13 protein-coding genes are annotated in these 12930 nt (G+C 73.2%); 10 read left to right on the top strand and 3 right to left on the bottom strand.

The window, feature by feature from the left end; genetic code table 11:
* Positions 1 to 18 precede the first annotated feature (18 nt).
* The gene (locus tag OP18_RS32265) at positions 19 to 237 is read left to right on the top strand and encodes a hypothetical protein (RefSeq protein ID WP_033362903.1); all 219 of its coding nucleotides are present in this window, start codon (positions 19 to 21) and stop codon (positions 235 to 237) included.
* Positions 234 to 815: a hypothetical protein gene (locus OP18_RS32270; RefSeq protein ID WP_033362904.1), complete on the top strand. Its 582-nt coding sequence runs from the start codon at positions 234 to 236 to the stop codon at positions 813 to 815. The genes OP18_RS32265 and OP18_RS32270 overlap by 4 nt, the downstream gene beginning before the upstream one ends.
* A gap of 49 nt (positions 816 to 864) precedes the next feature.
* Here the strand turns inward: OP18_RS32270 and OP18_RS32275 are convergent, their stop codons facing one another.
* The gene (locus OP18_RS32275) at positions 865 to 1956 is read right to left on the bottom strand and encodes a DUF3866 family protein (RefSeq protein ID WP_033362905.1); all 1092 of its coding nucleotides are present in this window, start codon (positions 1954 to 1956) and stop codon (positions 865 to 867) included.
* Positions 1957 to 2061: 105 nt separating this feature from the next.
* On the opposite strand from OP18_RS32275, the gene OP18_RS32280 reads away from it, so the two are divergent.
* From OP18_RS32280 to OP18_RS32305, 6 genes are all read left to right on the top strand, one after another.
* Entirely contained in the window at positions 2062 to 3081 is a 1020-nt protein-coding gene (locus OP18_RS32280) for a helix-turn-helix transcriptional regulator (RefSeq protein WP_033362906.1), read from the top strand.
* Positions 3078 to 4043, top strand: a complete 966-nt coding sequence (locus OP18_RS32285; RefSeq protein ID WP_033362907.1) for a helix-turn-helix transcriptional regulator — start codon at positions 3078 to 3080, stop codon at positions 4041 to 4043. Before OP18_RS32280 ends, OP18_RS32285 begins: the two co-directional genes overlap by 4 nt.
* A gap of 155 nt (positions 4044 to 4198) precedes the next feature.
* Positions 4199 to 4483, top strand: coding sequence for a hypothetical protein (locus tag OP18_RS32290; protein ID WP_033362908.1), 285 nt, complete (start codon positions 4199 to 4201; stop codon positions 4481 to 4483).
* Between the two features lie 195 nt (positions 4484 to 4678).
* The gene (gene tatA / locus OP18_RS32295; protein WP_033362909.1) at positions 4679 to 4945 is read left to right on the top strand and encodes a Sec-independent protein translocase subunit TatA; all 267 of its coding nucleotides are present in this window, start codon (positions 4679 to 4681) and stop codon (positions 4943 to 4945) included.
* Between the two features lie 83 nt (positions 4946 to 5028).
* A complete protein-coding gene (tatC, locus tag OP18_RS32300; protein WP_052387666.1) occupies positions 5029 to 5931 on the top strand; it encodes a twin-arginine translocase subunit TatC in 903 nt (300 codons plus the stop codon).
* Between the two features lie 397 nt (positions 5932 to 6328).
* Positions 6329 to 7207, top strand: a complete 879-nt coding sequence (locus OP18_RS32305) for a diacylglycerol kinase (RefSeq protein WP_033362910.1) — start codon at positions 6329 to 6331, stop codon at positions 7205 to 7207.
* Here the strand turns inward: OP18_RS32305 and OP18_RS32310 are convergent.
* Both OP18_RS32310 and OP18_RS32315 read right to left on the bottom strand, forming a co-directional pair.
* Positions 7204 to 7578 (bottom strand): Hsp20 family protein, encoded by a 375-nt coding sequence (locus tag OP18_RS32310; RefSeq protein WP_052387655.1) that lies wholly within the window; start codon positions 7576 to 7578, stop codon positions 7204 to 7206. The genes OP18_RS32305 and OP18_RS32310 overlap by 4 nt on opposite strands.
* A gap of 110 nt (positions 7579 to 7688) precedes the next feature.
* Positions 7689 to 8429, bottom strand: a complete 741-nt coding sequence (locus OP18_RS32315; RefSeq protein WP_081971298.1) for an HAD family hydrolase — start codon at positions 8427 to 8429, stop codon at positions 7689 to 7691.
* A 21-nt stretch (positions 8430 to 8450) separates the two neighbouring features.
* On the opposite strand from OP18_RS32315, the gene OP18_RS32320 reads away from it, so the two are divergent.
* Both OP18_RS32320 and OP18_RS51520 read left to right on the top strand, forming a co-directional pair.
* A complete protein-coding gene (locus OP18_RS32320; protein ID WP_033362912.1) occupies positions 8451 to 11171 on the top strand; it encodes a DEAD/DEAH box helicase in 2721 nt (906 codons plus the stop codon).
* Positions 11172 to 11270: 99 nt separating this feature from the next.
* Complete coding sequence (locus OP18_RS51520) at positions 11271 to 12185, top strand: MHYT domain-containing protein (RefSeq protein WP_211273741.1); 915 nt, start codon at positions 11271 to 11273, stop codon at positions 12183 to 12185.
* The last annotated feature ends 745 nt before the right edge of the window (positions 12186 to 12930 follow it).

Genomic DNA, 12930 nt, shown 5'->3' on the forward strand with positions numbered 1-12930 from the left:
GTTAGGCTGACCGGCGCTATGGATGACGAGATTCCCGCCGGTCAGCCCGCCCCCAAGCCGAAGGCGAGTGACAACCCGGACAAGCCGCGGTCCAACCGCCACGGCCGCCGGTTGCAGCGCATCCGCGAGGAGATCGAGCGCAACCGCACCGAGGGCCCGGCCATCCCGACGTGGGTCCTCGCGCTCACCCTCGTGCTCATCATCGCCGTCATGACCGCGCTGGTGGTCTACTCGTGAAGCGCCTCGCGGCCACCGCCGCTGCCGCCTGCCTGCTGCTCGCCGGCTGCACCGACGACGGCGAGCGCCGCACCCCGCTGCCCGCCAGCCCCGCCGTCACCGGCGAGGCGTCCGCGCTGCCGCTGCCCTCGCCGAGCCTGCCGCCGGTGGTCAACTCCGACGGTTGCCAGGGTCTCGTCACCGCCGCCCAGGTGCAGAAGGCCACCGGGCTGGCGGTGCAGGCCAGCGCCGGCGACGGCGCCGCCGCGGTCGCCCAGTACGGCCAGGCCGTGCAGAGCCTCGGCCTCAACGCGCGCGCCCGGATGTGCCCGTTCGGCAACGCCGCCGGCGACCAGGTCACCGTGGTCGCGCTGACGTTCCCCGACGCGGCGCAGTCGCAGAAGCTGTGGACGACGATCAAGTCGCTCGAGGCGGTCGGCGGCGTCGGCGAGGCCGCGCTCAGCGACCGGACCAAGACCCTGCTGGCCCGCCGCGGCAAGGCGATCGTCGCGGTCTACCTGGTCGCGGCGGCCGCGCCCGAGGCCAACCACCTCGGCCAGCTGCAGTCCGTCGCCAACGCCGCCCTCGCCAAGGCCTGAGCCGGCGGCCCTCGCGAGGGCTCAGCGGCCGCGTTCGTCGACGCCCGGGTCAGCCCCGCTCGGCGAGGCCGGCCGCGGCGACCCGTCCGGCCGCCGCCGCCGACAGGAAGTACGCCCGGTCCTGCTGGTAGCCGCGGCCCATCGTCGACAGCCTGACCGGCAGGGCCAGCAGCGCCGCCTCGAGGTCCTGGGACGGGGCCGTCACCACGCGGTGCGGCGGACACAACGGCCGAAGCTTTCCATGTACGACCGCCGCCAACTCCTCCGGCAGGTCCGCCGGCACGGCCAGGTCCGCCGGCGCGAGCGCCACCCGCCCGAACGCGGTCAGGCTGTGGTGCGACACGCCCCGGTGCCGCGGCCGCGGGTCCGCGTCGGAGATGCGCGGCGCGGCGACCGGCCGGCCGCCGAGCGCGGCGACGGCGTTGACGGCCTCGCCGGCGGCCACCCCGGAGAAGCCCCACGACGTGCCGGTGCCCAGGTTGCCGGGGCCCTGCGTGACGACCGCCAGGTCGGCGCCGAGGCCGTGGCGGGCGGCGAGCAGGCCGCTGTGCACGTTCGTGGACTCCAGGTCGCCGCCGAACGCCTGGCCGGTGGTGACCGTGCCGGCCAGCAGCGGGCGCAGCGCGTCGAGGGTCCGGGAGAACCAGGCGGGCAGCGCGCCGCCGTCGGTCATCACGTACGCGACCCGGGCCGTGGGCCGGTCGGCGAGCACCCCCGCCAGGACGGCGGGCAGCGCCGAGTGCAGGTCCGCCACCACGACCGGCATGCCGGATATGTCGGTCTGCTCGGCGAGCGCGCCGCGCAGCGGCGAGGCCTCTTCGTCGGCGGCGAGCACCACCGCCTGCAGCGGCGTGTACCGCGCCTTCACCACGTGCCCGGGCGCGTCGACGTCCTCGGGCAGGCGGTCCGGGATGGCGACGATCAGCGCGTACCCGCCGGTGCCGAGACCCAACGCGAGCGCGTTGACGTTCAGCAGCACCCGGTCACCGACCCGCGGCTCGCCCACCAGGGCCGGATACGCCAGGGCCCGCACCTGCCCGGGATCGTCCGGCCGGCGCGCCTCCACGGCCACCTGCACCTCGACGCTGCCCTGCCACGATGTACGGGGAGCGACGACCGTCCCCCAGCGCCAGCGGATCATCGGCACAACCTACCGTGTCAGCGTCCCGTGTCCGCGCTGTGACGCTACGTTGAGTCACCGCGTGGGCGACGCCGTTTGGGCGTCGGGGCTGGTAGGTTCGCTGGCGTGTCGCGGACCCGAACCGAGCGCCTGGTCAATCTGGTGATCTGCCTGCTCTCGACACGCCGCTTCCTGACCGCCGGTCAGATCGCCTCCATCGTGCCCGGATACGAGCACGACCCCGAGGACGAGCGCGACCACGAGGCGTTCCAGCGCAAGTTCGAGCGGGACAAGGCCGAGCTGCGCGAGCTCGGCGTGCCGCTGGAGATCGGCACGCCGTCGGTGTGGGACAACGAGCCCGGCTACCGCATCGCCCGCCGCGAATACGCGCTGCCCGACATCCCCCTCGCGCCCGACGAGGCGGCCGCCGTCGGCATCGCCGCCCGGCTCTGGCAGCAGACCGGCCTCGCCGCGGCGGCGTCCTCCGGCCTGGCGAAGCTGCGCGCCGGCGGCATCGACGTCGACCCGCACGCCACCCTCGGCGTCGAGGCCGTGGTCACCGTCGATCCCGCGTTCGAGCCGCTGACCGCCGCCGTGCGCGACCGGCAGGCGGTCACGTTCGACTACCACGTGCCCGAGCGCGACACCGCGCGCACCCGCAAGCTGCAGCCGTGGGGCGTCGTGTGTTGGCGCGGCCGCTGGTATGTCGTCGGCCACGACCTGGAGCGCGGCGCCGAGCGCTGCTTCCGGCTGTCCCGGATCGTCAGCGGCATCCGCCGGGTCGGCCGGCGCGGGGCGTATGAGCCGCCCAAGGTCGACCTCATCGCCTATGTCGCGAAGACCAGCGGCCCGGTCGAGCGCACCGGCCGCGCCACCGTCCTGGCCCGCTCCGGCCGCGCCGCCGGCGTGCGCCGGTGGGCGGAGACGTGCGTGCCCGGCCCCGACGGCGACCGGCTCACGCTGCGCTACGCCGACGTCGACTTCTTCGCCGGCTGGCTGGTCGGCTACGGCGCCGACGTCGTCGTGCTCGACCCGCCCGAGCTGCGCGAGGAGGTCGTCAAGCGGCTCAAGGCCATCGTCGCCGGCGCGCCCGGCCTGCCGGACGCCCCCGCGCAGGTCACCGACCGGACGGAGGTGGCGGTGTGACCACGTCCGTGGACCGGCTCGGCCGGCTGCTCAACCTCGTGCCGTACCTGCAGGCCAGGCCCGGCATCACGCTCGCCGAGGCGGCCGAGGACCACGACATCACCGAGCGCCAGCTGCGCGACGACCTCGAGCTGCTGTGGCTGTGCGGGCTGCCCGGCTACGGCCCCGGCGACCTCATCGACATGGCGTTCATCGGCGACGGCGTCACCGTCACCTACGACGCCGGCATCGACCGGCCGCTGCGCCTCACGCCCGACGAGGCGCTCGCGCTCATCGTCGCGCTGCGCATGCTCGCCGAGACCCCGGGCGTCGCCCAGCGCGACGGCGTCCACCGCGCCCTCGCCAAGATCGAGCACGCCGCCGGGGACCTCGCCGACGCGCCCGTCGCCGTGCGCCTGCCCGGCAACGCCGACCGCCTCGAGGAGCTGCGCGGCGCCGTCGAGCGCCAGCACGCGCTGCGGATCACGTACTACACCGCGACCCGCGACGAGACCACCGACCGCGTCGTCGACCCGATGCGCGTCCTCGTCGTCGGCCGGTGGGCCTACCTGGAGGCGTGGTGCCGCCGCGCCCAGGCGGTCCGGCTGTTCCGGGTCGACCGCATCGACGCCTCCACCGAGCTCGACGAGCCCGCCCGCGTGCCCGTGCAGGCCCGGCCGACGGACACCCGCACCGGCACCCTCTTCCGCCCCACGCCCGACCTGCCGCTGGTCACGCTGCGGGTCGGCCGGGGCGCCCGGTGGATCACCGAGCAGTATCCGTGCGAGGAGGTCGTCCGAGGGCCGGGGGAGCACTGGACGGTGTCGCTGCGCGCCTCCGACCTGGACTGGGCCCGGCGGATGGTGCTCGGGCTCGGGGCCGAGGTGTCGGTGGTGTCGCCGCCGGAGCTGGCCGCGTCGGTGGCGCAGGAGGCGCGGGCCGCCCTGGCCGCCTACGACGCGCCGGTGCCGACCCTGCCGTGACCTGACCCGCCGCCGCCCGTGCTGTCCTTTCCGGATTCCGGGTTTTCGGTCGGTGCCCGGTGCCCGGCGCCTGGCGCCGGGCACCGGGCACCTGATGTCTGGTGCCGTCCGTGCGCCGCGCTGCCGGGTCTGCGGGGGTGCATTAAGGTCGGTGCGTGCTCTGGTGGATCTCGGGTGGCATCGTCCTGCTCTCGCTCGTCGTGTTCATCGCGGTCGTGATGTCCACGGCGGCCCGCGTGCGTCAGTTCGGTAACACCGCGCTGTCGCTGCAGCGGCGGCTGCTCGACGGCGAGAAGCGACTGCAGCCCCATCTGGCCCGCCTGCAGCAGACCGCGGAGGAGATGCAGCCCCGGCTGCAGGCCATGCAGGAGCAGGCATTGATCATCCAGGCCCGCCGCGGCGAGCTCGAAGACGCTGATCAGCGCCCTGCCAGCCGGTAACAGTTAAGAATCCTGGCGGATCAACCGGGCAATTAACGCCTTTGTCCGGACGGATGGTTGACGATCGGGCGTTCCAGCGTCAACACTCGTCAGGACTTCAGCGGCCGGACGCTTTCGCGCAACCGGGCCTCTGCCCGTCACCCGATGTCACCAGTACGATGGGTCGGGCAATACAAGACTGTGAGGTGGCTTCACATGGGTGCACTCAAGCCGTGGCACATCATCGTGCTGGTGGTGGTGCTGATCCTGCTGTTCGGCGCCAAGCGTCTGCCCGACGCGGCGCGGTCGTTGGGTCGTTCGCTGCGCATCATCAAGGCCGAGACCAAGGGGCTCGCCGACGACGACGTCGAGGCGAAGGCCGAGGCCCAGTCAGGTCGCGCGCCGCTGTCCGGCACGATCGACGACAACAAGCCGTCGCCCGCGCCGACCGTCGACCCCGTCAACCGCGTTCACGAGCGCTGAGGCGCTAGAGCGTCGTGAGCATCCTCGCCGGACGGCGCCGGAACAAGGCGCCGTCGCAGTTCGAACGCGCCGCAGACGGCTCCATGACCCTCATGGAGCACCTGCGGGAGCTGCGTAACCGACTGTTCAAGGCGTGTCTCGGTCTGGTCTTCGGCTTCGCCATCGGCTTCTGGCTGTCCGACCGTGCCATCGTGCTGGTCAAGCAGCCGGTCTGCGACGTCATGAAGTCCCGGGACCGCCCGTGCGACTTCGTGCAGCTGGGCGTGGCCGACTTCTTCCTGCTCGAGCTGAAGGTCGGCCTGTGGCTCGGCCTGCTCATCACGGCACCCTGGTGGATGTATCAGCTGTGGGCGTTCATCGCCCCCGGCCTGCACCGGCACGAGCGCAAGTACGCGTACATCTTCATCTCGATCGCGACCCCGCTCTTCGCGCTCGGCGCGTTCCTCGCCTGGTTCGCCCTCGGCCACGGCCTGCAGTACCTGCTGCCGGACGAGGACGTCGTGCACACCTCGCTGGACATCACGCGCTACGTCAACTTCATCACCACCGGCATGGTGGTGTTCGGCGTCGCGTTCGAGTTCCCGCTGATCGCGATGATGCTCAACTTCGCCGGCGTGTTGAGCGGCCGCAAGTTGCTCGGCTGGTGGCGCACCGTCGTGTTCGTCTTCTTCGCCTTCGCGGCCGTCGCGACCCCGACGCCCGACCCGTTCACCATGTCGGGTCTGGCCCTGGCGATGTCGCTGCTGTACTTCGCCGCGGTCGGCGTCGCCCTGATCAACGACCGGCGCAAGGGCCGCGACCGCCCCGCGTACGCCGACATCGGCGACGACGAGATCTCCTCGATCGACGACTACGCCCCCGAGCCGGTCGCGGCCGCGACCTCCGTCGGCGGCTACGACCCGATCGACGCGCCGACCCCGGTGGACGCGCCGACCCCGGTCGAGCGTCCGAGGTCCCTCGACAGCCGCTACGACGACATCACCTGATCCGACCGACCACACATCGCGCCCGCCGCAGGCCACGCCTCGGCGGGCGCGCTGCTGTCCGCAGGAGGCCGGGCGCGAGGTGCCGGGCGCGGGGTGCCGGGCGGGTATTGCCGGGCGGGTATTGCCGGGCGGGTATTGCCGAGCGCGGGATGCCGGGCGCCTTGTGCGGGTCCGGGCGCCGGAGTAGCGGAGGCTTCCGGTGGGCGGGCCGGGCGGGTCGCTGTTCGTGCGCCGGCGGTGGTGGGTGTGCGGGCGGGTCGCTGTTCGTGCGCCGGCGGTGGCGGGCGGGCGGCTGCTGTTCGCGCGCGGGCGGGCCGCTGTTCGCGCACCGGCGGTGGCGGGCGGGGATGCGGGCGGGCCGCTGTTCGTGGGGCGGCGCAGGACCTAGCATCCTCGCGTGAACATCGCGTTGCTCGCCAACCCCACCGCCGGCAAAGGGCGGAAGGCGGGACTGCTGCCCGAGGTCGTGGCGCGGCTGCGGGCCGGCGGGCACACCGTCGACGTGGTCAGCGCCGGCACCCGGGACGGCATGGTCGAGCAGGGGCGGCAGGCGGTCGCCGACGGGCGGACGGTCGTCACCATGGGTGGGGACGGCACGGTGCACCTGGGGCTGCAGGCGGTCGCCGGGACCGGTGCGCCGTTCGGGATCGTGCCCGCCGGCACCGGCAACGACTTCGCGGTGCGGCTCGGGCTGCCGACCGACACCCTGCGGGCGGCCGAGGCGATCGCGGCGGGCACCGGGACGCGCGGCGTGGACCTGGCGCGGGTCACCGGGGCCGACGGCACCTCGGCGTGGTTCGGGGCGGTGCTGGCCGCCGGGTTCGACGCGTTCGTCAACGAACGGGCCAACCGGATGCGCTGGCCCCGCGGGCCGCAGCGCTACAACCTCGCCATCGTCGCGGAGCTGCTGGCGCTGCGCAGCCGGCGGTACCGGATGCGACTGGACGGCGACGAGAGCGAGTTCGACTCGGTCCTTGTCGCGGTCGGCAACACCGAGAGCTACGGCGGCGGCTTCCGCATCGTGCCCGACGCCGACCCCACCGACGGGCTGCTGGACGTGGTGGTCGCCGAGCCGCTGGGGCGGGGCACCCTGATGCGGCTGCGGCCGAAGGTGTTCAAGGGCACCCACGTGCTCGACCCGCGGGTGTCGACGCACCGGGCGAGGAGCGTGGAGCTGGCCGCCGAGGGGGTCACCGCGTACGCCGACGGGGAGCGGATCTGCCCGCTCCCCGTGACGATCACCTGTGTCCCAGGTGCGCTGAACCTGATCGGCTAGGCGGCGTTGTGGATGCGCACCGTCACGCCGTCGGCGGACGGGGTGGTGGAGACGTCGGACTCGGTGACACCGTCGGGCAGGGAGAAGCTGCGGCTGAAGGAGCTGGAGCTCGACGAGCTCGACGTGAACGTGGCGCCGCCCTCGGAGCGGTGCTCCGAGGTGCTGGTGCCGCCGCCGCCCTTGATCGTGAGGCGGCCGCCGGAGACCTGGACGTCGACGTCGGAAGGGTCGACGCCGCTGACGGTGATGACGAGGTCGTCGCCCTCGGTCGCGGTGGACACGGAGGCGGAGTGGGCGTGCGCGGCGGCGTCGCCGACCTCGGCCTCGATGCGGGCAAGGGCGTCCGACGGGTTCCAACGGCTTAACGGCATGATGATCCTCCGGAAGTCAACGGTCTGTGTCCCTGCACTGTCGCTGCCTGGCGGGGAGCCGACAAGCACACAGGCGGTGTTGCGACAGTGGTGCCCAACAGGGGCGATGTTTAAAGCAGCCGCAGCACCGCGCCGAGGCCGTGCACCCTGCCCGGTTCACTCTCCGGGAGGACGAGCACGGAGCAGCCCGCGGCGGCGGCGCCGGCGTCCGCGGGGCTGTCGCCGACCATGAGGGTGCGCTCCGGGTCCGTGCGCAGCGCCGCGCACGCCTTCCAGAAGATCGCCGGGTCGGGTTTGCAGCGGCCCACCTCGTACGAGAGCACGAACTCGTCGACGAGGTCGGCGAAGCCCAGCTGGTCCGCCAGGTCACGCAGGTCGAAACCGATGTTGGAGACCACCGCCACCGGAACGCCACGCTCGCGCAGCGCCCGCAGGGTGGGGATGGTGTCGGCGTACAGCTGCCAGCCGTCGGCGACGAGCAGCCGGTCGTAGAGGGCCTCGGCGAGGTCGGGGTCCACGGTCGCGGCGAGCCCCGAGTAGGCGGCCCGGTGCGCCTGCACCGACAGGTCCCGGTCGGCCCACACCTCGGCGAGGTGCGCCGGCACCCGGTGCGGCTTCGGCCCGCCCGCCCGGCCGGCGGTCATCAGCCGGTCGGCGAGGACGGTCGCCCGCCCCCGGTCCAGGGTGGTGCCGAGGCTCGCGGCCGCCGCCGTCACCCACCTGACGGGGTCCTCCACCTGCGCGATCGTCCCGTGGAAGTCCAGGAGCACGGCCTCGACGGGCCGCCATGTACTTGGTGGTTCAGCGCTTTCCGGCACGCCAGCACGATACCCATGAGCGGATCCGGGCATCTTTCGCCTAGCCTTGGGGTCATGAACACCCCCGCCGAGCGGTACGAAGCGGCCCAAAGGCGGGCTCAGCGTCCTGCCCTGACCGAGTTCGTCGAGGAGCTGGACTTCGCGCTCGACCCGTTCCAGGCCGAGGCCTGCGACGCGCTGGAGCGGGGCACGGGCGTGCTCGTGTGCGCCCCGACCGGCGCCGGCAAGACCGTGGTGGGGGAGTTCGCCGTCCACCTGGCGTTGCGGCAGGGGCGCAAGTGCTTCTACACCACGCCGATCAAGGCGCTGTCGAACCAGAAGTACAACGACCTCGTCGAGCGCTACGGCGCCGAGCGCGTCGGCCTGCTCACCGGCGACAACGCGATCAACGGCGACGCGCCGGTGGTGGTGATGACCACCGAGGTCCTGCGCAACATGCTGTACGCGGGCTCGGCGACCCTGCAGGGGCTGTCCTACGTCGTCATGGACGAGGTGCACTACCTCGCCGACCGGTTCCGCGGCGCCGTGTGGGAAGAGGTGATCATCCACCTGCCGGACTCGGTGACGCTGGTCTCGCTGTCGGCGACCGTGTCCAACGCGGAGGAGTTCGCCGACTGGCTCGTCACCGTGCGCGGCGAGACCACGGTCGTGGTCAGCGAGCACCGGCCGGTGCCGCTGTGGCAGCACATGCTGATCGACCGGCGGATGTTCGACCTGTTCCACGACGCCGAGGCGGCGCAGAAGCACGACGTGCACCCGGAGCTGCTGCGGTACCACCGCGAGATGCTGCGCCGCGCCGAGCTGGCCGGCACCCGCAACGGCCGGCGCAGGGGCCCCTACCGGCCCGAGATCGTCGAACGGCTCGACCGTGAGGGGCTGCTGCCGGCGATCCTGTTCATCTTCAGCCGCGCCGGCTGCGACGCCGCCGTCCAGCAGTGCCTCGCCGCCGGCCTGCGGCTCACCGCGCCCGACGAGCGGGTCGAGATCCGCACCATCGTCGAGTCGCGCACCAAGCACATCCCGAGCGAGGACCTGCAGGTGCTCGGGTACTGGGAATGGCTGGACGGCCTCGAGCGGGGCCTCGCCGCGCACCACGCCGGGATGCTGCCGGCGTTCAAGGAGGTCGTCGAGGAGCTGTTCGTCCGCGGCCTGGTCAAGGCCGTGTTCGCCACGGAGACCCTGGCGCTCGGCATCAACATGCCCGCCCGGTGCGTGGTCCTGGAGCGGCTCGTCAAGTACAACGGCGAGGCGCACGTCGACCTGACCCCGGGGGAGTACACGCAGCTCACCGGCCGTGCCGGGCGCCGCGGCATCGACGTGGAGGGCCACGCCGTCGTGGTCTGGGCGCCGGAGCTCGACCCGCGGCACGTCGCGGGGCTCGCCTCCACCCGGACGTACCCGCTGAAGTCGAGCTTCCGGCCGTCGTACAACATGGCGGTCAACCTCGTCGGCAGCGTCGGCATCTCCGCCGCCAGGGAGCTGCTGGAGAGCTCCTTCGCCCAGTTCCAGGCGGACCGCTCGGTGGTCGGGCTGGCCCGGCAGGTGCAGCGCAACGTCGACACGATCGCCACGTACGGCGCGGAGACCACCTGCCACCTCGGGGACTTCGACGAGTACTTCGACTACCGGGTCCGCATCGCCGAGCGGGAGCGCTCGCTGGCCCGGCAGGGCGCCCAGCAGCGCCGCGCCGCGGCCCTGGAGTCCCTGGAGCGGCTGCGCCCCGGCGACGTCATCCGGGTCCCCACCGGCCGCCGCGCCGGCCTCGCCATCATCATCGACCCGGGCGTCGGCGGCCGCGGCTTCGGCGAGCCCCGCCCGCTGGTGCTCACCGAGGACCGCTGGGCCGGGCGGATCTCCGGCGCCGACTTCACCGCCGCCGTCGAGTCCCTCGGGCGGGTCCGGGTCCCCAAGCAGTTCAACTACCGCTCCGCGCAGGACCGCCGGGACCTCGCCGCGCAGCTGCGCCGGCTGGAGATCGACCCGCCCTCGCGGGGCCGGTCCCGGGGCCGGTCCCGGGACAACACCGACGACCACGAGCTGGAGCAGCTGCGCGCCGCGATGCGCCGCCACCCCTGCCACCAGTGCCCGGAGCGGGAGGAGCACGCCCGCTGGGCGGAGCGCCGCTGGCGCCTGGAGCGCGACACGGAGGCGCTGCGCGGCAAGGTCGCCAACCGCACCGGCTCCCTCGCCCGCACCTTCGACCGGGTCTGCGGGCTGCTGACCGACCGCGGGTACCTGTCGGCGAACGGCACCGTCACCGACGCCGGCCGTACGCTCGCCCGGATCTGGTCGGAGACCGACCTGCTCGTCGCCGAGTGCCTGCGCCGCGGCGTGTGGGACAAGCTCGGCGCCGCCGACCTCGCCGCCGCCGCCAGCATCCTGGTGTACGAGGCGCGCCGCGAGTCCGACGACCGCGCCTCGATCCCGCGCGGCGAGGTCTCCGACGCCATCGACGCCACCCTGCAGCTGTGGTCCGACCTGCGCGAGGACGAGGACGCGCGGGGCCTGCAGCTGACCCGGGAGCTCGATCTCGGTTTCGTGTGGCCCGTGTACCGGTGGGCCCGCGGCGAGTCGCTCACCAAGGTGCTCGGCAGCGTGCACGGCCTGGAGGGCGACATGCCCGCCGGCGACTTCGTGCGCTGGTCCCGGCAGGTCCTTGACCTGCTCGGCCAGCTCGCCGAGGCCCCGGGCGCCTCCGACGCCGTGCGCCGCACCGCCCGTCAGGCGATGGCGGCCATGACCCGCGGCGTCCTGGCGTACAGCGTCATGGCGTAGTCACACAGCGAGTTTTCATCCGGACGGATTAGAAAAATTTGTTTGGATCCGCCATGATGCACTCGCCGGTTGGACGGTTCCGGCGCGGGAGGAAGCATCGTGGGAGAGCTGCACCACTTCACGTACGGGCCTATCACCCCGATCTTCGCCTATGCGATGTCGTTCCTCGGATCCCTCCTCGGCCTGGTGAGCACAGCCCGGGCCCGCGCCGCCACCGACACCCGCCGCCGTGCGTGGCTGCTCGTGCTGGCCGCGTGGGCGATCGGCGGCACCGGCATCTGGGTCATGCACTTCATGGCCATGATCGGCTTCAGCGTCACCGGCTCCCCGCTGCGCTATGACGTGCCGCTGACCGTCGCCAGCTTCTTCATCGCCGTCATCACCGTCGGCATCGGCCTGTTCATCGTCGGCCTCGGCAAGCCCTCCATCGCCAAGGTCCTCATCGGCGGCCCGATCACCGGCGTCTCCGTCGCCTTCATGCACTACACCGGCATGGCCGCGATGCAGATCAACGGCTCGTTCGACTACAAGAGCACCCTGTTCTACGCCTCGTACGCGATCGCGGTCGTCGCCGCGACCGTCGCGCTGTGGTTCACCATCGTCGTGCGCGGCATCCCCGCCACGATCGCCGCCGCCGCCGTCATGGGCGTCGCCGTCTGCGGCATGCACTACACCGGCATGTACGCGATGCACGTCAACATCACCACCGACGCCGTCACCCCGGTCCCCGGCGTCGACGTCAACTGGTTCCTCGCCCCGATCGTCCTGTTCGTCCTGGTCGTGGTCATCGCCCTGGCCAGCGCCGTGATGGCCGTCCCCTCGGAGCGCGAGCAGGCCGAGGCCGCCGCCGTCCGGGACAAGATCGCCGCCGGTGAGGCCCTCCGCACGGCCACCGCCGGCCCCGTCTTCGGCGGCGGCTCCAACAGCACCCCGTCCGCCCCGGGCACCGGTCAGGCGTTCTCGGCCCGCGCCGCCAACGGCATCGCCGACGCCCGCCGCCAACGCGGCCGCTGATCGCCGCCGCTGGCCCCTGCCACCGCCGGCTGACCCGGCTGGCCGGCGGGCGCGCTGACGCTGCTGCCGGTGGGGCCGGTGGCTCGGCTGTCGGTCGGCGCCGCACGGTTCGCGGCCGCCGCTGGGTCCGTCCGCTGCCGCCGGTCTCCGTAGGCCGCCGATCTGCGTAGGCCGCCGGTCTTCCGTAGGTCGGCCTCCGTAGGCCGGCGCAGCGACTCGCGCGTCCACTGCTGACGTGGCGGTCGGCTTCCGCTGGTGGCTGCCGGGTCCCACTTGCGGCGGTCGGTCCGCTCGTGGGATTCGGGCCGCCCGGGTGTCCGTGGCGGGATACCTGTCACGCCTCGCGCGTGGGCGTTCGTCTCCGCTGGTGGCGATCGGGCTGCCTGGATGTCAGCGGTGGAGTGGCGTCGGTTTCGCGTGGTCGCTGGGTGTGCGCTGGTCGGGATTGGGCCGTTCGGGTGTCTGCGGCGCCGTGGCTGTCGGGTTCGCCCGCGGGAGTCGGCCCGGCCGATGGTCGCCGCCATCCGCGTGCCTGTCGCTGGCTCCGCCTGCTGCTCGCCTGCCCGTGCTCGCATGGTCGCCGCCATCCGCGTGTCTGTCGCTGGCTCCGCCCGCCGCTCGCCTGCCCGTGCCCGCATGGTCGCCGCTGACGTGTCTGTCGGCTCGCGCCCGGTGGCAGCCGGGTCTCGGCTGCGGCTGTCGGCCGGCCGGCGAGCGCCGCCACCTTCCGCGCCTGCTGCTGGCT

The organism is Dactylosporangium aurantiacum (assembly GCF_000716715.1).
In the GTDB taxonomy this organism is placed as follows: Bacteria; Actinomycetota; Actinomycetes; order Mycobacteriales; family Micromonosporaceae; genus Dactylosporangium; species Dactylosporangium aurantiacum.